General features: G+C 65.5%; 23 protein-coding genes and 1 tRNA gene. 4 read left to right on the plus strand and 20 right to left on the minus strand.

Annotated elements, in window-relative coordinates; all coding sequences use genetic code 11:
- Positions 1–47: 47 nt before the first annotated feature.
- Complete coding sequence (locus FVE25_RS19895) at positions 48–503, minus strand: MaoC family dehydratase (RefSeq protein ID WP_157248509.1); 456 nt, start codon at positions 501–503, stop codon at positions 48–50.
- Between the two features lie 295 nt (positions 504–798).
- Here FVE25_RS19895 and FVE25_RS19900 point away from each other — a divergent pair, with 295 nt between their 5' ends.
- Positions 799–1980, plus strand: a complete 1182-nt coding sequence (locus tag FVE25_RS19900) for an ATP-binding protein (protein ID WP_157248510.1) — start codon at positions 799–801, stop codon at positions 1978–1980.
- Between the two features lie 97 nt (positions 1981–2077).
- Here FVE25_RS19900 and FVE25_RS19905 read toward each other — a convergent pair whose 3' ends face one another.
- Both FVE25_RS19905 and FVE25_RS19910 read right to left on the minus strand, forming a co-directional pair.
- The gene (locus FVE25_RS19905; RefSeq protein WP_246267215.1) at positions 2078–2866 is read right to left on the minus strand and encodes a MauE/DoxX family redox-associated membrane protein; all 789 of its coding nucleotides are present in this window, start codon (positions 2864–2866) and stop codon (positions 2078–2080) included.
- A gap of 5 nt (positions 2867–2871) precedes the next feature.
- Positions 2872–3819: a hypothetical protein gene (locus tag FVE25_RS19910; protein ID WP_425489495.1), complete on the minus strand. Its 948-nt coding sequence runs from the start codon at positions 3817–3819 to the stop codon at positions 2872–2874.
- A gap of 200 nt (positions 3820–4019) precedes the next feature.
- Here FVE25_RS19910 and FVE25_RS19915 point away from each other — a divergent pair, with 200 nt between their 5' ends.
- On the plus strand, positions 4020–4535 hold the full coding sequence (locus tag FVE25_RS19915) for a SigE family RNA polymerase sigma factor (protein WP_157248513.1): 516 nt from the start codon (positions 4020–4022) through the stop codon (positions 4533–4535).
- On the opposite strand, the gene FVE25_RS19920 is transcribed toward FVE25_RS19915, so the two are convergent.
- On the minus strand, positions 4489–4986 hold the full coding sequence (locus FVE25_RS19920; protein ID WP_157248514.1) for a MarR family winged helix-turn-helix transcriptional regulator: 498 nt from the start codon (positions 4984–4986) through the stop codon (positions 4489–4491). The genes FVE25_RS19915 and FVE25_RS19920 overlap by 47 nt on opposite strands.
- 98 nt (positions 4987–5084) lie before the next feature.
- Here FVE25_RS19920 and FVE25_RS19925 point away from each other — a divergent pair, with 98 nt between their 5' ends.
- Together FVE25_RS19925 and FVE25_RS19930 are read left to right on the plus strand one after the other, a co-directional pair.
- Positions 5085–5645: a YceI family protein gene (locus FVE25_RS19925; protein ID WP_157248515.1), complete on the plus strand. Its 561-nt coding sequence runs from the start codon at positions 5085–5087 to the stop codon at positions 5643–5645.
- Positions 5646–5777: 132 nt separating this feature from the next.
- Positions 5778–5867, plus strand: a tRNA-Ser gene (locus FVE25_RS19930).
- 70 nt (positions 5868–5937) lie between these two features.
- Here the strand turns inward: FVE25_RS19930 and FVE25_RS19935 are convergent.
- The 16 genes from FVE25_RS19935 to FVE25_RS20005 all read right to left on the minus strand — a co-directional run bounded on the left by FVE25_RS19935 (position 5938) and on the right by FVE25_RS20005 (position 18736).
- Entirely contained in the window at positions 5938–7290 is a 1353-nt protein-coding gene (locus FVE25_RS19935) for a tyrosine-type recombinase/integrase (protein WP_281367877.1), read from the minus strand.
- Complete coding sequence (locus tag FVE25_RS19940) at positions 7290–7469, minus strand: helix-turn-helix domain-containing protein (protein ID WP_157248516.1); 180 nt, start codon at positions 7467–7469, stop codon at positions 7290–7292. Before FVE25_RS19940 ends, FVE25_RS19935 begins: the two co-directional genes overlap by 1 nt.
- Positions 7466–8989, minus strand: coding sequence for a replication initiator (locus FVE25_RS19945; protein ID WP_157248517.1), 1524 nt, complete (start codon positions 8987–8989; stop codon positions 7466–7468). Before FVE25_RS19945 ends, FVE25_RS19940 begins: the two co-directional genes overlap by 4 nt.
- Complete coding sequence (locus FVE25_RS19950) at positions 8986–9135, minus strand: hypothetical protein (protein ID WP_157248518.1); 150 nt, start codon at positions 9133–9135, stop codon at positions 8986–8988. Before FVE25_RS19950 ends, FVE25_RS19945 begins: the two co-directional genes overlap by 4 nt.
- Positions 9132–10541 (minus strand): FtsK/SpoIIIE domain-containing protein, encoded by a 1410-nt coding sequence (locus FVE25_RS19955; RefSeq protein ID WP_157248519.1) that lies wholly within the window; start codon positions 10539–10541, stop codon positions 9132–9134. Before FVE25_RS19955 ends, FVE25_RS19950 begins: the two co-directional genes overlap by 4 nt.
- Positions 10542–10626: 85 nt before the next feature.
- The gene (locus FVE25_RS19960; RefSeq protein WP_157248520.1) at positions 10627–10923 is read right to left on the minus strand and encodes a hypothetical protein; all 297 of its coding nucleotides are present in this window, start codon (positions 10921–10923) and stop codon (positions 10627–10629) included.
- A complete protein-coding gene (locus FVE25_RS19965) occupies positions 10920–11177 on the minus strand; it encodes a hypothetical protein (RefSeq protein ID WP_157248521.1) in 258 nt (85 codons plus the stop codon). The genes FVE25_RS19960 and FVE25_RS19965 overlap by 4 nt, the downstream gene beginning before the upstream one ends.
- Complete coding sequence (locus tag FVE25_RS19970) at positions 11174–11581, minus strand: plasmid replication, integration and excision activator (protein WP_157248522.1); 408 nt, start codon at positions 11579–11581, stop codon at positions 11174–11176. Before FVE25_RS19970 ends, FVE25_RS19965 begins: the two co-directional genes overlap by 4 nt.
- Before the next feature lie 155 nt (positions 11582–11736).
- The gene (locus FVE25_RS19975; RefSeq protein ID WP_157248523.1) at positions 11737–12549 is read right to left on the minus strand and encodes a protein phosphatase 2C domain-containing protein; all 813 of its coding nucleotides are present in this window, start codon (positions 12547–12549) and stop codon (positions 11737–11739) included.
- A 4-nt stretch (positions 12550–12553) separates the two neighbouring features.
- Positions 12554–13333: a sigma factor-like helix-turn-helix DNA-binding protein gene (locus tag FVE25_RS19980; protein WP_246267217.1), complete on the minus strand. Its 780-nt coding sequence runs from the start codon at positions 13331–13333 to the stop codon at positions 12554–12556.
- Between the two features lie 206 nt (positions 13334–13539).
- Positions 13540–13821 carry a hypothetical protein gene (locus FVE25_RS19985; protein ID WP_157248525.1) on the minus strand — a complete coding sequence of 94 codons (282 nt, stop codon included), beginning with the start codon at positions 13819–13821 and terminating at the stop codon, positions 13540–13542.
- On the minus strand, positions 13812–14210 hold the full coding sequence (locus FVE25_RS19990) for an ATP-binding protein (RefSeq protein WP_157248526.1): 399 nt from the start codon (positions 14208–14210) through the stop codon (positions 13812–13814). The genes FVE25_RS19985 and FVE25_RS19990 overlap by 10 nt, the downstream gene beginning before the upstream one ends.
- Before the next feature lie 92 nt (positions 14211–14302).
- A complete protein-coding gene (locus FVE25_RS19995; protein WP_157248527.1) occupies positions 14303–15145 on the minus strand; it encodes a helix-turn-helix domain-containing protein in 843 nt (280 codons plus the stop codon).
- Positions 15146–15418: 273 nt separating this feature from the next.
- A complete protein-coding gene (locus FVE25_RS57040) occupies positions 15419–16075 on the minus strand; it encodes a Cap15 family cyclic dinucleotide receptor domain-containing protein (RefSeq protein WP_181019644.1) in 657 nt (218 codons plus the stop codon).
- A gap of 4 nt (positions 16076–16079) precedes the next feature.
- Positions 16080–16910 (minus strand): nucleotidyltransferase-like protein, encoded by an 831-nt coding sequence (locus FVE25_RS20000; RefSeq protein ID WP_181019645.1) that lies wholly within the window; start codon positions 16908–16910, stop codon positions 16080–16082.
- Positions 16911–18562: 1652 nt separating this feature from the next.
- Positions 18563–18736 (minus strand): hypothetical protein, encoded by a 174-nt coding sequence (locus FVE25_RS20005; RefSeq protein ID WP_157248529.1) that lies wholly within the window; start codon positions 18734–18736, stop codon positions 18563–18565.
- Positions 18737–19021 lie beyond the last annotated feature (285 nt).

Below are 19021 nucleotides of genomic sequence, written 5' to 3' on the forward strand. Positions count from 1 at the left end.
GGTCCACGTATCCAGGGACCGGCGAGCGGGTGCTTCTGTTGCACGGTTTAGGCGGGGATGTAGAGGAAGAGCACCTCGGCGGTGCAGGCCGGGCGGCGCTCGCCCTCGACCTCGATGCTCACCTTCAGCGTCGTGAGCTGGCCGGCGGGGCTGTTCTTGACGTCGGCCAGCTCCGCGGTGGCGCGGATGCGCGAGCCGACGGGGATGGGCTTGGGGAAGCGGACCTTGTTCAGCCCGAAGTTGACCGCCATCGCGATGCTCTGCACGTCGAGCAGTTCGACCATGAACGACGGCAGCAGGGACAGGCTGAGGTATCCGTGGGCGATCGTGCCGCCGAACTGGCTCTCCTTGGCGCGCTCCACGTCCACGTGGATCCACTGGTGGTCGTCGGTGGCGTCGGCGAAGAGGTTGACCTGGTCCTGGGTGACGGTGCGCCACTCGGTCGGGCCGAACGTCTCGCCGATGCTCGCCTTGAGTTCCTGAACATTCGCGAAGGTCCGCATGGGCGGAACGCTATTGGGCGGCCGGGATGGGTGCCAAGTTCAGGTGGCCCGCCGGTGAGATCTCCCTTGCGTCCCGCGGCTCGGGCGGCAGGCAGGGCCGGTGCGGGGGTTCTGTTGCGAAGATCTTTACTCGAAAGCATCGCGCAGGTGTTCGAGTGCGCGCTACAGTTCTGGGTATCGAATCGAACACGGGTTCGGCCAGGTGAGAGGGGGTGCCATGCTCGTCCAGACACGCCGTAGCTGTTTCTTCCCAAATCTACGACGACCGCTATACCCCGCAATAAAGTCCGAGAGCGTGGACCCCGTGCGCAATCCCTACGCCCCCGGGGCCGGGCAGCGTCCTCCGGAGCTGGCCGGCCGTGATCGAGAGCTGCAGCAGTTCGAGGTCGTGCTGGAGCGGGTGGCCCGCGGCCGCCCCGAGCGCAGCATGGTCGTCACCGGGCTGCGTGGCGTCGGCAAGACCGTTCTGCTCAACACCTTCAAGTCCATGGCGATGCAGCGGCTGTGGGGCACCGGCAAGATCGAGGCCAGGCCCGATCAGTCGATCCGCCGCCCCGTCTCCGCCGCGCTCCACATGGCCATTCGCGAGCTGGCCCCGCGCCATCGGGCGCCCGAGCGGATCGAGGAGTTCCTCGGCGTGCTCAAGGCGTTCGCGATGCGCGATCCGGCCGCCGCCAAGGGCACCTCGCACTGGTCGCCCGGCATCGAGGTGCCGGCCAGCCGTGGCCGGGCCGACTCCGGCGACCTCGAGATCGACCTCACCGAGCTGTTCGTCGACGCGGCCAGCGTGGCCACCGATCTCGGCGTGGGCGTGGCCCTGTTCATCGACGAGATGCAGGACGTGCAGCCCGCCGACATCTCCGCGCTCTGCGCCGCCTGTCACGAGCTGTCGCAGACCGGCGGGCCGCTGATCGTGGTCGGCGCCGGGCTGCCGCACCTGCCGAGCGTGCTGTCGGCCAGCAAGAGCTACTCCGAGCGCCTGTTTCGCTATGCCCGTATCGACAAGCTCGACCGCGATGCCGCAGATCTGGCGTTGATCCTCCCGGCCAGAGAAGAAGAGGTGGAGTTCACCCCGGAGGCGCTCGACGCCCTTTACGAGGCGGCCGACGGCTATCCGTACTTCGTCCAGGCTTACGGGAAGGTGGCGTGGGATCTGGCCCCGCGCAGCCCGATCACCGCCGAGGACGTCAAGGTGGCGGCGCCGGAGGCGGAGGAGGAGCTCGCGGTGGGCTTCTTCGGCAGCCGCTACGAACGCGCGACCCCGGCCGAGCGTGACTACATGCATGCGATGGCACAGATCGGTGACGAGCCGGTGGCCACCTCCGACGTGGCCGACGCCCTGGGCCGTAAGCCGTCCAGCCTGTCGCCGGCTCGCGACAGTTTGATCAAGAAGGGTCTCATCTACAGCGCCGAGCGTGGTCAGATCGCGTTTACGGTGCCGCATTTCGGGAGGTTCCTACGTGCGCAACCGATCTAGCCGGCACTCCTAGACCTCTATTGGGTTGTCTAGTGGGGAAGCTAGACAACCCAATAGAGCTACATCGTCACGCCGTCCTACCGCTCTATAGGGCTTTCTAGTGCTGCGCCGATACAGGCGTATATTCCGGCATGCTCGTGGTGCTCACCACGGCCATGCGGACGGCGGGGCGGCGGCCGCTCAGGTACACCGCGAAGACCACGTCGTCCTCCGCGCGGTTGCGGAAGGCGAAGAAGCGCCAGCACAGTTCGCGCCAGCTGTCGTACGGCTCGGCCGAGGTGAGCTCGTCGCGATGTGCGCGCCAGGCGCTGCTGGCCCGCAGGCGCGACAGCGTCTGGCTCTCCGGCGGGCCGGGGCGCTGCTCGCACGGCGCGCGGAAGCGGATGCGGTTGATCGTCTCCTCGATCTCCGGCGAGAGTACGGCCAGCACCGCCACCCCGGCGAGCATCAGCGTCGAGGGATGGGCGAAAACCATCCAACCGGGCACCGGCGCCCAGACCGACATGAGCGCCATGCCGGTCAGCACCACCGTGCGGCCGATCGAGCGGCGGCCCACCGGGGCCGAGCTGACCTCGCCGAAGCAGCCGCAGCCCACGTCCGGGCGGCGCCTGCGCAGTTCCAGGAGGACGTAGGTGGAGAGTGCGAAGAAGATGACCGTTCCCCAGCGGAACAACTGGTTCGTGGTCAGCAGCAGCCCCGCCGCCAGCATCACCTCGCCGGCCGCGCAGGTGAGCAGCGCCGGGGCCTGCAGCCTGTCCGGCACCAGAACCGCAGGCCCCAGCCGGCTGAGGGCGCCCGGCTCGCCGCCGGTCCGGACCGTCGCGACTTTGGCCACCGTACCCATGACGAGAAGGACGATCAGTACTGGTAGCTGAGACTCCAGCACGTATGTCACCCCAATCCGATCTGCGCGTTGAAGCAGCCCTTGGTCAACTCTCCCCCGAGTTCCACGAAGGACGAAGGCGACAACTCGATGATCCGCCCCCGCGGAGAGGTGCCGCACTCCACGCAACGGTCGCAAAACCGACCGGCCAGGCAACCGCACGCCACAATCGGGACGTTCGCGCTGCGCTCGGAGCACAGGTTCTTGACCTGCACCAACGATCCGATCGAAAGGTACGGCAGGCCGATGCAGCTCACGGCCGAATCCGGACAACTGGCGTCGGAACGCTCCAGCATCGGGTAGGCCGCGCCCCGCTCGTCCTCGTCGAAGGCGTCGGCCCAGGTCGCGGTCCCCGAGATCCGCGACTGCTGCCCGGCGTAGGCGGGTGGCGGCGCGGGCACCGACTTCGCCGGATAAGCGGGTTGCGAGGTGGCCGGCAGCAGGGCGCGCGCCTCGCCCGCGTCCCTGATGCCGATGGCGTCGAACAGATAGCCGGGTTCGAACTGCGGATGGCGCACCCGCAGCCGCCCGGTGGCGCGGTAGGGGATGACGACGGTGCGGCGGCCGCGGTGGGTGCCGCAGTCGAGCTCGACCGTGAGGTCCTTGCGGCCTTCGACGGAGACGATGGTGCCGGTCATCCGGGTGGTATCACCCCAGATGCGATCGACCACCCGCCCGTCGCGCAGGGCCCGCATCATGACCCGCCGGCCCACCGGAAGATCGGCGGGCGCGACGTCGCCGCCCCGCCACGCGGTCGCCCACGGCGCGATGACCAGCCGTTCTTCGGCGCCGTCTGCGGTCTCGATAATGATCAAATGCGGGCTGACGTCGAGAATCTCACCCGCCACCGCGGTTAACTGCGCGCCGTCCCCGGGATCCGGGCCCGGCACGCCCGCCTCGCGCCCCAGCGCGGCCGCGGCGAGTGCCCTGCGCCGCTCAACACTCGGAAACCCCACAGGCATAGCCTCACACGAGATCCGGTACGGCAGGGTCTGGACATCCCAGATGAGAGCAAAATACGCAACCCCGGGGGAAGGTGTAGACACCCGGTGGCGAACAATCCGCCACCGGCATGGGGTGACCTTTAGGTTTGACGGACCGAATCGTGAATTCCGGTTCAGCCCGAAGAGGGGCTTGCCCTGCGATTCTGGCCACGATGCAGACTGCCAGCCGGGAAGAGGAGTTCCGCGAGTACGTGAGGTCTCGCGGTCCTGCCCTGTTGCGCACGGCCCACCAGCTCACCGGCCACGCGTGTGACGCCGAGGACCTGCTGCAGAGCGCGCTGGCCAAGACCTACCTGGCCTGGGACCGCATCGAGGACAGGGGCGCGCTTGACGGATATGTACGGCGGGCCATGGTCAACATCAACATTTCGCAGTGGCGGCGGCGCCGGGTGGAGGAGTACCCGTCGGAGGAACTGCCGGAGACCTCCGCCCCGGGCTTCGAGGAGGCGTTCTGCGAGCTTCACCTGCGGTTGGAGGACGCCCTGGACCGCCTGCCCACCCGTATGCGGGAGGCGATCATGCTGCGGTACTACGAGGACATGAGCGAGCCCGAGATCGCCCACGCGCTCGGGATCAGCGTGGGGACCGTGAAGAGCACCGTCTCGCGAGGCATGGCCAAGCTCAGGCTTGAGCTGTGCATTCCCGAGCAGCAGACGCCCCTGCCGTAGCGCCGGGCCGTACCACGGCACGCATCTTCCTGAGCGCGGACAGGAACGCCGCGCGCTCGCCCTCATCCAGGAGGTTGGTGTAGCACGCGTCAATGTCGGCCAGGTGGCGCGGCAGAACCTCGGCCAGCCGGCGCCGTCCCTCGTCGGTCAGCACGGCGTAGGAGGCTCTGCGGTCAGTGGGACACGCCATCCGGGCCACGAAGTTCTCACGCTCCAGCCGGTCGACCACACGCGTCACGCCACTGGTGGAAAGGCCGGTCTGGGTGGCCAAATCGGTCATCCGCAGGCGATGCTCGGGAGAGCGCGACAGCCGGATCAAGGTCTCGAAGTCGATCCAGGACAGGCCGGCTGCCTGGAACACCGGATTCATACGTGCGGCCAGACCTGCGTGGACCTCGGTGATCAGGCCCATGGCGGTCAGTCGGGGGTCGTCGAAGGGGCTCACGTTCATACCTTACCCGACGATAGTTGACGTGAGGAATATTCCTCGTGTAGACATTTGTTGACGCAAGCATCTACCCGGAAGAACACTTCGCAAGGAGACCCGCCATGAGCACCCGCACCTGGGACGGCCTGGACATCCCCGCCGCCGGCACCTACAAGCTCGACGTCGCCCACACCAACGTCGGCTTCACGGCCAAGCACATGATGGTCAGCAAGGTACGCGGCCAGTTCACCGACTTCGACGGCTCCGTGACCATCGCGGACAACCCGCTGGAGTCCTCCGCCGAGCTCACCATCAAGGCCGAGAGCATCACCACGGGCCAGCCCGACCGCGACAACCACCTCCGCAGCGAAGACTTCCTCGCCGCCGAGAAGTTCCCCACCCTCACCTTCAAGACCACCCGGGTCACGGGGCACTCCGGCGACGAGTTCACGGTCGTGGGCGACCTGACCATCCGCGACGTGACCAAGGAGATCGAGCTCAAGGTCGAGTACAACGGCGCCGGCACCAACCCCTGGGGGCAGCAGCTCTGGGCGTTCAGCATCAGCGCCGAGTTCGACCGCGAGCAGTTCGGCCTCACCTGGAACCAGGCGCTGGAGGCGGGCGGCGTCCTGGTGGGCAAGAAGATCAAGATCGAGATCGAGGGCGAGGCGAATCCCGCGTAGCCGGCGCTCGGTGCGTGCCCTGTCCACAGGTGTGGACAGGGTTATCCACAGGCGGTGGACAACATGCCTCACGTAACCGCTTTGCTGCCTTGGCAGAAGGCCGGTACGCTGTCGGGAGCCAAGTGGCTACCGGGAGGCTTCGCCTAGTCAGGTCTATGGCGCCGCACTGCTAATGCGGTTTGGGTTTACCGCCCATCCGGGGTTCAAATCCCCGAGCCTCCGCAGTACAGAGGCCCTTCCTCGAACACCGAGGGAGGGCCTTTTGATCTTCATGGCTGTCGTAGTTGCAGACCTAGTTGCAACTGTCTCCCCACAGGGCGGACGCGAGTCGTTCGCCGGCGTCGCGCATGAGCGGGCTTGCGACGTGGGTATAGCGCTCGGTCGTCGTCACGCGGGTGTGGCCGAGGACCTCTTGGACGACGCGGATGTGGACGCCTTGCTCTATCAGGAGGGTCGCCGCCGTGTGGCGGGCATCGTGGACCCGGACGTCTCTCACCTTCGCCTCCTTGAGGATGGCCTTCCAGGTCTTCCAGTCCTCTGTGCGTTCGACCGGCCCGCCGTACCTGGTCGGGAACACGAGATCCAGGTCGGTCCATCGGTCGCCGGCTATCTCACGTTCCTTGAGCTGCATGGCGTGGTGTTCGCGAAGCACGCCCAGGAGCGCGGCCGGGCACTGGAGGGTCAGCTTGCGCTTGCCCTTGCGTTGCCGGAACACGATGCCGCCGCCCTTGCGCAGAGGGCACTTGTCCGCGTGTGCTGCGCAATCCTTCTGGCATGGTCGCTTGTAGCAGGTATGACCCGACTGGGCGCAGTCCGGCTTGCAGGTCGAGCGGTGCTTGTGGATAGGGCAGCGCTTCTTGCAGGGGCGGCGGTGCCACTTCTCGCCGCACTTCTGCGGGTCGTCACAGCCGTGCAGCCATGGGCGCCGCTGCACCTGGAACCAGGCCCGGATCTCTCCGGTCTCCAAATCAACGAACGACCAGCGCAGACCAAGAGCCTCACCCTGGCGAATGCCCAACGCCAGCGCCACGGACCAGCGCGCGCCGTTCCGCCTGGTCTTCGCGACGTCGAGGATGCGGCGCGCTTCCTCGCGCGACAGTGGCTCTATCTCACTCTCTTCCGCGGTCGGCGCGTCGAGAAGGGTCGCGACATTGCGCGTGATCTTGCCGCGCCTCAGGGCGAGCTTGAGCGCCCTGGAGAGGATGCGGTGGATCTTCAGCACGGTCGCCGGTGCCAGCCCGCGTTCCAGCATGATCGTGTACGCCTTGTCGAGGTGCTCGGCTTCGAGCCGGTTCAACCGGTGGCGACCTAGAAGCGGGACGATCCAGTGGCGGTTCTTCGATCGGTAGTCGTCCAGGGTGCGGGGCGCCATCTTGTTCGAGGCCACGAGGCGTTCGCAGATGACATCGAGGAACTCCCCCATCCACACGGCCAGCGTCGGGACCTTGCCGGACTTGGTTACCTGGCCGGTGTCGCGCTGAGTCTCCAACTCGGCGACCTTGCGAGTCACCTCAGGTTCGGACTTCGCCATCCGATGGCGGCGGTCGGGAGAGCCGTCAGGCTTCGTGCCTACTGTCACCCAGCCGTGCCAGTAACCGTCATTGCCGAAGTAGATCGAGGAACGGCCATCCGGCTTCTTGGCCATCACGCGACCTCCTTGGATTCGAGGGACTCGGCGAACTCGATCAGCGCGTTCGCAGGGATGAGGCGGTAACCGTCGTGCTTGATCGAGCGCAGATCGCCGGAGCTAAGGAGGCGGAAGATCGCCGTCCGGCTCATGCCGAGGACGGCGGCGGCTTCCTTGGGGCGGTAGAAGAGCTTCATGCCGCCTCCCCTTCGGTTGCCGAAAGTTCTGCTCGTTGTTGTTGGCGGCGGGCGATGCTGCGTAGCAGGCGCAGGCCGAGCGGGGGGAGGTCGGGGTCGCCGGGTTTGACCGGGCGCCAGATGTAGCGATGGGGGTCGCTGGGTTCATCGGGTTGACCGAGGGCCTCCAGTGCCCAGGTGCGGCGGTCCATTTTGTGGACGGTGAGGGTCTTGTTGGACCACTTGCGGGAGACCAGGACGCGGCGGCCGGCGTAGCCGAGGTGGTCGGGTTTGTGGGCCTTGGAGCGGCAGTGGCCGGGAAGCATCCCCTGCCGGGCGTTCTTGGGCTGGACGCCGTAGCGGAGCCAGTTGGGGCAGGTCGGTGAGCACGGTTCGTAGCGCAGGGCATCGACGAACCGGTCCACGTGGTCTTGCCGTCCCGCGAAGTCTTCACCGAGTGACTTCGTGAGGTATTTGGACAGATAGCGGATGCACTGGTCGGCGTCCGGGGTTCCGGACAGCACACCCTTGACGTCCACCTGGTCGCCGAAGCGGATGACGTGCATGGGTTCGGCGCCCAGGTCGTCGAGTGCCTCGTCCCAGGTGGGCAGGTACTCGCCGGACTCGGGGTCGAGGTAACCGTCTTCCCAGACCGGCAGGTGGTCGCCGTCGAAGCGGACCTCATCAGCCTGTGGCCACCACACTTGGTGGTACGTCGCCGCGGCAATCTGCTTGATCTCGGCGCGAGGCAGGGTTCCCCGGATGGCCATGTGCAGGTGCGGGGCCAGGCGCTTCTGTGGTTCGACAGCGGCGAAGTACTGGACGTCGTAGCCTGCCACGCGCCGGAGGTTCTGAACGAAGCGGTCTACGAGCTTGGAGAAGTGCAACGCGTCGCGGGCCGCGCGCCGATACTCGTAGGCGTCCGGATCGACGGGAGCGCCGTTGCGAACCCTGCCGTAGGACGGGAGCGTCAGGGTGACGAACAGGGACGGCCGGTAGACGTTCCCGTCCGGCGCTTCGAAGGTACGGCCGAGCGTCGTCTTGACCATGCGGCGCTTGGGCAGGTCAGGGGCGTCCTGCCGCCGCTTCGTGGACCGAGATCGCTTCGGGGTCGTGCGGCCGAGGACTGAGCCGCGCGTGCCCGAGGCGGTGATCTCCGCGTCGAGGCCGTCGAGGATGGCGTCCAGGTCGGTGGTGTCTTGGTCGGCTTGGGCCGCCGCGTCGCGCTGAGCTTGCATGTCGGCGCGGAACTCGACCAGCCAGCGCTGTTCTTCGGTTGTCTCACTCGTGACGGGCTCTTCAGCGAGGTGCCAGCCCTCGCGACACTGGGCCATCCGAAGGTGCCGGTTGCGCTTGGCACAAGGCGGGCACTTGCTTTCCAGCGAGGCGCCACATGGAACGTCGATGATCTCTTGCTTGCCGTTGCGGGTGTCGAGGCGCTTGAGGGCGATGGGGCGGATGCAGGCGCCATGGAGCTTGGCGACCTCTTCGGCCACTTCGCGGGCCAGAGGCTGAGTGATTCGCACAGGGCGTGGTGTCATACGGGCCTCCCTTCGTCGAGGACGATGAGCGCGGCCTGACCGCATTCGCGGCACTCGACCAGTGCGCGGACGGGGTCGAGCCAGAGGGCGTTGAGCTGGCCGCAGCAGGCGCAGCGCAGGCCGTCGAGGAAGTGAGCGAGCGTCATTCGGCCTCACCGGCCATGGCGCGGATGTCGGCGTCGGAGACGAATGCAGCGCGGACGCGGATCGGGTCGGGGCTGGTCTCCAGGCGGACGTAGCCGATACCGGCGCCCAGCTCGGGGTTCGGGGAGATCTGGTCGGCCAGGGCGCCACGGTCGCGGGCACCGTCGCCCAAGACCATGTCCACCTGTTCGGACTCGTCGAGGCGCAGGGCGATCTTGTCGGGGAAGAGGTTGCGAACGTTCATGACCTCTTTGCGCGGGTCCTGGAGGGCGGCCATGACGCCGAATCCGACCGCGCGGCCTTGGGTCGTGAGGGTGGCCAGAGCGGCGGAGATACGCCGCTTGAGGTCTTTGTCCGCCTGGTAAGCGGTCAGGAACGCCACCTCGTCGACGAGCACCAGGACGAAGGGGTCAGCCACGGTCGGGACGTGGGAGCGCCGTTGACCGGCATAGCGGGTCGCGCGCTTCTGCATACGGTTGACCGCCTCATCGAGCAGGTCAGCGCACTCGGCGGGGTCGGCAGCGTAGCGGCCGTTGAAGATCTCGCGGCCGTAGGACAGCTCCATCAGCTTCGGGTCGAGCGCCCACAGTTCGACGAGCCCGGCTCGCATGGCCGGGAGTAAGCCACGGATCGTGGACCACAGGATCGAGCCCTTGCCGGCCCCGGTTGCGCCGGAGATCAAGACGTGAGTGCTGTGGACCTTGAGGAACCAGGGCCGCCCGTCCTCCTGTCTGCCGACCTCGATCGGACCGACCGTGGGTTCTTCGGGGATGGGTACGGCGGGCAGCGGATCAACCAATGGATCGTGCCGGGGGAACGTGAGCAGCAGGCGTCCGCCTTTGATCGTGGACACTCGGCACGTGCTTGCGCCGAAGCCCTGGGCGAGGTTGTCGGTACGGTCGGCCCAGTCCTTGACGGCCTGCCCGTTGAGCATGTGAACGGTGACCAGGTCGGCCCATGAGGTACAGGTGACCTTGCCGAGCCGGGGCAGGTAGTCGCGGCCGCGGATGTGCCTGCCAAGACCAGAGACGATCATCACCGGTTGCCAGTGGCGGCGGTAAATCCAGATCAGGCGCCACCAGGCCAGCAGCCGCCAGCCGATCCAGTGGGCGAACGTGGATCGGTCGATCAGGCTCCAGGTGAGCAGTCCTACCGGGATCGGGGTGACGAGCAGTACGGCGGTGCGCCAGCCGTACAGGAACCACAGCACGGCAGGCACGACGACGGTGAGGACCGCGATGGGGTGACGCCACGTCGTGCGGATGAGGCTGGAGAGAGCACGCCAGCCGAAGACGATGAAGGTGATGATCGCGGGGGTTTTGACGACGGCCGGTTGGAAGACGACGGCCGTGTCCGGGGTCGTGGAGACGATGCGATGCGGCTCTTCGCCGGGCATCTTCTTGAACATTAGAGTGGAGTCCTTCCAGACATTCGCGTGTAGGGGAGATCAAGGGGCCGCCGGAAGTTGCCGCTTCCAGCGGCCCCGCCGTACATCAGGCAGCCGCGGTGGCCTGCTCGGCGTGCAGGCGCTCGCAGTCGGCGAGGTACCGAGACGCGGCCTCGAAGAGGGTGCGGGCGGTCGTCACGTCGGCGTCACTGACGGGACCGGCGCCGGTGGTCGAGACGGAGACGCTCGCCTTGCCGCACGACATGTGGAGCAGCGGCTGGCGGTCGGCGAGCACCGTCGCGCGGATCCACATCTCGGCGTCGTGGAACGAGACGGCGACAAACGGGTCCTCTTTCGGTGTGAGGGCCACGCTGATGTAGGTGTACGGGGCGTGGTCGGTCATGCTGCTACTCCTCTGCGGTAGGCGCGTTCGACGGCTCGGGCGAAGTCGTGGGTCTGGGCGGCGAGCTGGCGGGCGAACTCGACGTCGGCGACCGTGACGCGGGCGGGGGAAGACGTGGTGATCTGGACCTGGACCAGACCGAAGGCCAGCCCGAGGACCGGGGTTCGTAGCGGGTAGACATGGTTCTGGGCGGTCGCGCCATCACGGGTGTTGAGAGTGATCACGCTCGTCGGGTGAGCCTGCCGCCTGCTCATGCCGCGTCCTTGGCGACCGGCTTGTGCGCGGTGCGGGGGGCGTGCATCTCGCGGACCTTGATCGAGTACGCCAGTCGGCCGCTCCCGTTCACGTACGGCGTGGCGGTGACGTGGTCGAACTCAACCGGCGTGAACGGCAGCCCCGGCATCGGGGGCGGGGGAACCGGCTGGACCGGGCTGAGGATTTTGACCGACACGGTCTTCTGCGTGGCCTTGACCGTGGGGTCGGCGTCCATCACCGAGACCTGCCAGACCAGCTCGCGGGTCTGCTTGTCGCGAGCCTGGACGAACCGGCCGCTGGTCGAGGCGTCGAAGTCCTTGACGGGCTCGACTTCGCCCACAATGTAGCAACCGTGTGGGAAGACCATGCTGAACGTGACCGGGATGGGTCCTTGAAGTGCCATGGTGGCCTCACCTCCTCCGTCTACCCCTCTAGACAGTTGCGGCCGTTCCGCGAAAGCGAGGTGTCTAGGGGGCTGTACAAGAAAGATAGCTCCATCATGCCCGACTGTCTAGGGGGGTAAACACCGGGCTTTCGAAATCGTTCGAACGGAACGATTCAGGGGATGCAGTAGGCCGCAGTCGCGTCGTCGAAAGCCTTGCCGCGCGGCCAACGCGCTCCTTGCGGATCGGAGCGCTCGGCCTCTCGAACCTGTCTGATCAAGGCGTTCGGCCCATCATGGGCGAGCATGTCGAGGGTCTGGCGCCAGGTGGCCAGGGCGAAGCGGTCGACCGGGCGGGATGCACCGTCGCTGAGGAGTGCCGCCGCGTGGACCTTGTCAGCCGGGAGGCTTCCGGTGAGGGCCTGGTCTGCGGCGTGTGGGTCGGCAGCCGCTACCCAGAAGCCGCCGTCGCGGTTGCGGTAGGAGCGCAAGGTCTCGACGTAGCGGCGATGCGCAGCGGTGTGTTCGGGGGTGCCGGAGGGGAGCGCGTCCATCTCGGCGCGGTGGAGGGCGCCGACTTGGGCTTCGCGGTCGTCGCAGATGACCATGGGCTGTGGGCCGGTGTCGAGGACGAGTACCGAGTCGGCCAGGACGAGCCATTCCACGGCTTGGTTTGCCTGCCTGAGCATGACGACCGTCGCCGACGGAGAGCCTGGATGGGACAAGTCGCACGTCCCGTCGTGCATCGACGCAACCGTCTTGATGCCCTCGCCTAGCAGTTGGGCCAGGGTGCCGGCGCTTTGCGTCATCGCGGCGAGGAGAGTCGAGCCGAGCGTGCGGGAGTACCAGGCGACGCCGTGGGAGCAGCCGGCGTCGGAGCCGGGCGGGGTGCCCGCGCCATCGAGGAGAACCGCAGCTTCCGGGGTCGCGCCGACGAAGTCTTCGTTCGGGCGTCCTGGGGCGGCTTCGGTGGCGAAGGTGACCCGCACCGGTCTATGTCTCCTCGTGTAGGTAGAGCGGGCTGGCAAGCTCTGCCTTCACGGGTTCCCCGGTTTCGGGGTCGTATTCGGCGCTGATCACCGTGGAGAAGGACTTGTCTGCGACCTGCCCCCAGAGGGCTGCGATCTCGGTCTGGAGGAGCTGGACCACGCCGAGGGTGCCCTGCGGGTGGATGCCGGTGAAGACCAAGACGGTGCCCTTGCCGTCCGGGCGGGGGAGTCGGCCGAGGTAGGCGTAGTCGATGGGCTGTTCGGGGTCGCTGTCCGAGCCCGAGCGGTAGGTCGTGCCGGTACGGCTGTCGCGCAGCGTCCACACGTCATCCTTGACCCACTCGAAGATCGGATCGGACTCGTAAAGCGCCCCCATGACGGGTGAGAGCTTCGGGCCGCAGATGACGATGAGGTTGGGGCGGTTGAGGTCGATGTCGCCGCCCAACGGGACGTGCTCCAGCTCCATGGCGAGACCGAAGCCACGGGCCAGGTCCTCCAGGCGCTTGGCGGCCGTGACGTCTTCCATGGCGACCACGGGGCGGGCGTTGGTGGCCTCCCGCTTGAGAGGGGTCGCCAGGGTGATGGTGCCCTTGCCGAGGAACGCGCCCTCGGGGGCCGGTCCCGTGTGGCGGATCTGATGGATACGGCCGCGTGTCAATCCGGCCTCCTTGGCGATCTGGGCATACGAGAGTCCTTGGGCGTGGAGGTCCTGGATCACTCGTCGGCGGAGCCTGGACAGCTCCGTCACTTCCAGTTGCGCGGCATTGAGACGTTCCGTCGCCACCCTGAGAAGCTGGAACGGGTCTGCTATCGCGGCGATGCGCTCAACGTCGTTGGATGGCACGGTCCCCCCACTACTTGCCTGCGGTGAGTCTAGGCCCCTAGACGGAATGACGTCTATCCCCCTGGACAGTACGATTTGCACAGCTTCGCCGGTCACAGAGCTGACCGCACGGATAGCGGACCGGCGATTGGGGATGCCGCGAGGACTCACCGGGCAAGGCCATGGAGGAGCGCTGTCCAGATCTTCTCAGTCTCCAGCAGCGGGCCGCGATGGGTCTCGGCGGTGACGATCCATTCTGTCTCGCGCACGGTGCGTCGGACGAAGGTCAGACCGCCGGAGGCGCACAGCTCGAAGTAGAGGCGTCGGCAGTCGCAAGTCCAGGCGATCACTCGGCATCGGTCGTCGCCTCTCGGCTCTAGCCAGGTGACGCGGAGGCAGTCTTCGCGGGGTGGAGTCGGATGAGGGGCGAGGCAGTGGTTCAGGTCCATGACGTCTCCTGACCTGCGATCAGAGATGCCCAGACGGTGCGGCCGTTCTCATCGCCCCAGATGCCCCAGTCAGCCGAGAGTTCCGAGACCAGGAGCAGGCCACGGCCACCCTCTCCTTCTGGGTAGGGGCGGAAGCACTTAGGCGTGCTGGGGCTGCCTTCATCGACGACGGCGAGCCAGACTCGTTTGGGTTGGGCCTGGACGGTGACGACGAAGCGTCCGCCGAATCGGCCGCTGGCGGTGTGGTGGATGGCGTTGGTGGCCAGCTCACTCACGATGAGTTCGGCGGTCTTGGCCAGTGGCGAGCCCAGGAGCAGGGTCGTGACGAACCGGCGGGCTTCGGTGACCGATGGGGCGGAGCCCAGGAAGTAGCGCGAGAAGGGCGGCATGGACGACTCCGATGTCTAGGGGTCTATACATCCATGCGGCCAGGGTATGAGCGTTCTTCGCTATCACTCAAGGTATTCGACGCATAAATGCGTCACTTCTCGAATCGCGGAACCAGCTTGCGGAAGTCTGCGGCGATGGAGCCAAGCAGCTCCCGCAGGGCATCGCCGTACACGGCGACCGCAGCGAAAGCCTCGAAGGCCCCCAGGTGGCTAGCCAACTCATCCGGCTCGCTCATGGTGAGATCACCGGTCAGGCTCTCCACCACGCTCAGCGACTCGTCATAGATCGTGAAGCCGTGCAACGGCAGGCCAGGCGCCGGCACCGTCCATGGCACGATGCCGAGGCGCAGGTTGGGCAGTGTCGCCACCTGGGCCAGGCGATCTAGTTGGGCCAGCATCAACGATGGAGTACCTGGCCAGGTGCGAACGGCACCTTCTGTGAGCACGAAGGAGAACTCTCGGCCGGGGTCGAAGATCACCGCTTGGGCTTCCACTCGCACAGCCGCAGCCTTGGCCGCATCCGTCTCGTCCACGTCGCTGCCGAACGCCAGGCAGAGCCGGGCATATTCGCCCGTTTGCAGGAGAGCCGGGATCATGCCCGCCTGAAACGCCACCACACGGCCGGCGGATCGGACCCGCGCCATGTTCGCCGACTCCCGACCAGCCAGCCCACCCTTCAACCGGGAGATCTCATCGCGCAGCCTGAGGACAAGGGCGTCCAACTCGGCACGAGATGCAGCAGCCAGGTCGAGCGCTTCAACTAGCCGATCAACGGTCTCAGGGGTCGGAAGGAGCTGTCCGGTCTCGATCCGCGAAATCGTCGGCTGAGCGATCTGAGCCCGTAGGGCAAGATCCTTACCGGTCAGCCCAGCTTCTTTGCGCCGACGCCGTACGAACTCCCCAAGCGCCCGAAGCCGATCCCGACGATCCTCCACACCCAGCGTTCTACCACCCAGCTATGCGGACCACTGCCGAATCCCTCTTATATGGATCAAGGACGGCGCTCCTCGCCGCCACGCGGTCCGAGTGGCGGCCGCACGCTGCGCGTGCGGCCTGGGGGCCGTTCTCGCGCGCACCCGCCACTCGGACCGCATAATGCCACGATTACTACCGCAGGCGTGGCGGTCTTCACAGCTACCCTGGTATGGCAGGTATCGCGGTCGATCGTAAGCCGGGACTTTGTTCTCGCCCACGATTTCTCATGCAGATCAAGACGAAGGCAGCCGCTTCCGCGACTGAAGATAGGCACTGTGAGCAGCGCGAAATGATTCATGATCGCTATTTCGATCAACAAACTGCAACCACATGTCCCCAGTAGTAAGACGGTCCGTCCAGTAGTGCCCGAACATCTCTCGAGGGGACTTCCCGCTTACACTCCATTCGACTGCACCAATATGCGGTGGACTCCGGAGCGCGTGCTCTTGTCGCGGCCGATTTCCATACACGAAGCTCAGACAATGCCGATCTCCATCGGTCACCTTGCTAAACACCGCACCCCTGGAATGCGAGGTGCTCTCTAGAGTCATTAGGGTTACACAGATCGACCAATAGGTCTGCTCAACCATGACGTAGGCATTAATTGGCCCCCTATTTCCTCCGGCCGGTATGTGACTCTCGGGAGTTGGTTGCAGGCTTGCCTTCCACATACCGTCTAATCGTGGACGCCCCACTAGGCGATGCAACCAAGGAAATCGCCATAGCCATTTATCGAAGACAACAACAGCCAAGCCAATTACTGTGGGCACGTAGCCAATTGCCTTGCCCACGCCGGTCTGTGGGTGCACACCGGTCGCGTAGAGCGCGATCGCGTAAGCGATCGAGAGGGCCGTTGCGCCCCATCGCGCGAACTGAGCATGTGATGGCACTACCTCAGCTTATATATCCCATGAACCTTAGGGAAGCGAAGATAAGGTCATGAGCATCCCGTGCAGCCCACTTCTGATGATCGCCGAAGAGCTTCTTGATCTCGTTAGGCTCTACCCAGTCATTCGCCCCATCCGCAGCCACAAGGGGAACGGCCAGGTCAAGCAGCACTTGCTGGAAGGCATCATCGAGGCTACCGTTCTTGAGAGAGTCGTCTGCCACGTTGTAAACAAGACACTCCATCAAATACGAGGGCAGGTCGTCGAGGAGATCGGCTTCAGCAAGAACGTTCTCAACGTTCTTGAGCGCTCTAACCATGTTCTTGTATCTGCCGCCAGTGCGCGTGTTCTTTGCACGTCCATTCTCTAGTTGCTGGTTCGGCCAGTTCACGACGTCAGATGAGTCGCGCCCCACCACATGACTACCGAGGGCCCAGGTCGTTAGAGCAGCGTCCTTGAAGCGCCTATGCGGGTAGCTGGGAACAACGTCCGCGTTTGGCCGACTGCCAACCACCTCTGCGATATTGATCGCAATGTTTCCGGATGTATCGACTCCGGAGTCGCCAAACTTATTGGTTAGAGCTGCGACAACCTCCTTACGCCATAGGTCTGAGTGCCAGGGGCCCTCGTAGGGGCGAACATACTGCTTGGCATATCCGACATCAGCTGATGTCATCTCCGGCGCGAAGTCATAGTAGAAGCACTCATTGCATTCGACGACGACGTCAACATCACTGTCGCGCTTGACATTAGTATTGTTCGCGTACGAACCCTTCGCATAGATGCTGATACTGATGCCACTGAAGGGTGAATGCTCTTCCACTGCATTCTTGATCATCCGTACGGCCCGCTCCTGCCGCTCTTGCTCTGAATCGCTTGACGGTTTAATCCATCGTGAAAGCAGAGCGTTGCGGTCCGCGCTTGTCATCGCCATGATTCCTCCGAGCTCTCGTGAACGTCGCACTAGCGCGATTTGAATGGCGATAACTCTAACGGGCCGCAGGGCGACGCGTGCGTTCGCCCGAATATTTCGTTTGGCTGCTCCCGCAACCATGCCAAAGTGGGACTTATCGTTAGCAATTACCTCGGCGCTCCCGATGAACTTCCTGTCAAATTGGGTGTATTATCAGCATTTATCCTCAATGGTGCGTAGCTTGGATCACGCATTTCTTGCAAAAATGAATCACTAGTCGTTATCAAACCGATACTCAGCCTGGGCTTTGATCTAGCTGTGATCACATTCAGTAATGAAGGCGGCACTTAAGGTAATCGCATTCATCGCCGCTACGTTCTCACGAAACGCTCTGACAGATACAGCTCTAGCGATCGCCCTTTGTGGTTGGCCGTTGTAAGCGGCGGGGGCGATCGAAGGTCCGGGACTTCGTTCCTCAGCCCCGGCCCAGCGAGCATCGAGGCGGACGGATGCGCGAATACTGGCACCGTGCTTCAGTCGAGCGATATGCGCGTGTGGTCCTGGCAAGCCATGTGCGCCGGAAGTCCTTGCAGGTCAGCAGACTGGGCACCAGTTCCCATCGCCCACCGACGTAAACCATGCCTCCGGCGGGGTGCTCCGGCTCCGGGATGATCGCCTTGCCGAGCGAACGGTTCGTAGGTGACCGGGGTGGAAATCTGATCATCCCGCCCGCCATGGCCCTGGCCCGCTTCCCCCGTGGACGGGTCGACGGCAGACGGGATGATCAGGTGGAACGGGCGTGTGCGTCCGCACTGGGGATCAGAGACCGGCGATGCCGGCGGCGTGATGAACGAAGCGTTCTAGTTGCAGCGCTAGTTGCAATCCGGGTCCGTTCACCGGCGTTCCATGCAGTCCAAGACTCAGCGTTCGCCGAGCTGGCGCAGGTTCAGACACACAGGACCCGAGCTGCTAATGCGGTTTGGGTTTACCGCCCATCCGGGGTTCAAATCCCCGAGCCTCCGCAAGGCATGGTCTTGCCCCTCATGCGCGCTTCGCGCGTGGGGGGCAAGGCTGTTTCTCCAGTCGAGCTGAAGCTCGACCCCTGAAGGGCCTCCCTCCGGTCGGACGCCCTTTTCTGCTCCGCCCGTTGCCCGGCTAAGTGGTTGGGCAGTTGGATCCCGCCCTGGTCAAAGGTGCTCCGCTTCGCTCCGCGCGTTGTCTTTGTATCGCTTGCGCCCACCGTTCCTACGGGGGAGGGGCATACCGAAAAGGCCGGCTGGCACGAATCTTGAGACCCATTCCCGACAAGGGGCAGTACGTCGCCGTGGCGTCGTCGTATGCCTTGCCACGTGGCCAGCGTTTGCGTCCAGGGTCGGCGCGTTCGGCGTCTCGGACCTGCTGGAGCAGGGCTTGGGGGCCTTGGCCGGCGAGGAGGTCGAGGGTTTGGCGCCAGGTGGTGATGGCGAAGCGGGCGACCGGGTGGGATGCGCCGTCGCTGAGGAGCGCCGCCGCGTGGACCTTGTCAGGTGGCATGCTGCCAGTGAGGGCTTGGCCTGCGGCCTGGGGATCGGTGGCCGTTACCCATCGGTGGCCGTCACCCAGAAGCCTCCGTCGCGATTGCGGTAGGAGCGCAAGGTCTCCACGTAGCGGCGGTGGGCTTGGGTGTGCTCCGGGGTGCCAGATAGAAGAGCGTCCATCTGGGCCCGGTGGGAGGCGCCGATCTGGGCTTCGCGGTCGTCGCAGATGGCCATGGGCTCCCCGTGTCCAGGGCGAGCACCGAGTCTGCCAGGACCAGCCATTCCACGGTGTCAGTCGTACGTCGGAGCATGACCGCGGTCGCGGACGGTGACCCGGGATGGGACAGGTCGCAGGTGCCGTCGTGCAGTGAGGCGACCGACTTGGTCCCTTCGGCCGGCAGGCTTGGCAGGGAGTAGTCGGTGGCTGGAGTACGCCCTGTCTTGCCGACTCTGGTGCGGTTAGTGCTTCGCGCCCGCCCGATGGTGATGTCCTCCTGCCAACGGCCTGGATCGACTTTC

Origin of the sequence: Nonomuraea typhae (genome assembly GCF_009760925.1) — a bacterium.
In the GTDB taxonomy this organism is placed as follows: domain Bacteria; phylum Actinomycetota; class Actinomycetes; order Streptosporangiales; family Streptosporangiaceae; genus Nonomuraea; species Nonomuraea typhae.

Excerpts from the sequence above, each read along its gene's own strand:
- FVE25_RS19970 (WP_157248522.1), bottom strand. The coding sequence starts at position 11,581 with ATGGCACTTCAAGGACCCATCCCGGTCACGTTCAGCATGGTCTTCCCA.
- FVE25_RS19985 (WP_157248525.1), bottom strand. The coding sequence starts at position 13,821 with ATGGACCTGAACCACTGCCTCGCCCCTCATCCGACTCCACCCCGCGAA.
- FVE25_RS19950 (WP_157248518.1), bottom strand. The coding sequence starts at position 9,135 with ATGACGCTCGCTCACTTCCTCGACGGCCTGCGCTGCGCCTGCTGCGGC.
- FVE25_RS19990 (WP_157248526.1), bottom strand. The coding sequence starts at position 14,210 with ATGCCGCCCTTCTCGCGCTACTTCCTGGGCTCCGCCCCATCGGTCACC.
- FVE25_RS20005 (WP_157248529.1), bottom strand. The coding sequence starts at position 18,736 with ATGGCCATCTGCGACGACCGCGAAGCCCAGATCGGCGCCTCCCACCGG.
- FVE25_RS19955 (WP_157248519.1), bottom strand. The coding sequence starts at position 10,541 with ATGTTCAAGAAGATGCCCGGCGAAGAGCCGCATCGCATCGTCTCCACG.
- FVE25_RS19895 (WP_157248509.1), bottom strand. The coding sequence starts at position 503 with ATGCGGACCTTCGCGAATGTTCAGGAACTCAAGGCGAGCATCGGCGAG.
- FVE25_RS19935 (WP_281367877.1), bottom strand. The coding sequence starts at position 7,290 with ATGGCCAAGAAGCCGGATGGCCGTTCCTCGATCTACTTCGGCAATGAC.
- FVE25_RS19945 (WP_157248517.1), bottom strand. The coding sequence starts at position 8,989 with ATGACACCACGCCCTGTGCGAATCACTCAGCCTCTGGCCCGCGAAGTG.
- FVE25_RS19940 (WP_157248516.1), bottom strand. The coding sequence starts at position 7,469 with ATGAAGCTCTTCTACCGCCCCAAGGAAGCCGCCGCCGTCCTCGGCATG.
- FVE25_RS19915 (WP_157248513.1), top strand. The coding sequence starts at position 4,020 with ATGCAGACTGCCAGCCGGGAAGAGGAGTTCCGCGAGTACGTGAGGTCT.
- FVE25_RS19925 (WP_157248515.1), top strand. The coding sequence starts at position 5,085 with ATGAGCACCCGCACCTGGGACGGCCTGGACATCCCCGCCGCCGGCACC.
- FVE25_RS19965 (WP_157248521.1), bottom strand. The coding sequence starts at position 11,177 with ATGAGCAGGCGGCAGGCTCACCCGACGAGCGTGATCACTCTCAACACC.
- FVE25_RS19960 (WP_157248520.1), bottom strand. The coding sequence starts at position 10,923 with ATGACCGACCACGCCCCGTACACCTACATCAGCGTGGCCCTCACACCG.
- FVE25_RS20000 (WP_181019645.1), bottom strand. The coding sequence starts at position 16,910 with ATGATCAAGAATGCAGTGGAAGAGCATTCACCCTTCAGTGGCATCAGT.
- FVE25_RS19920 (WP_157248514.1), bottom strand. The coding sequence starts at position 4,986 with ATGAACGTGAGCCCCTTCGACGACCCCCGACTGACCGCCATGGGCCTG.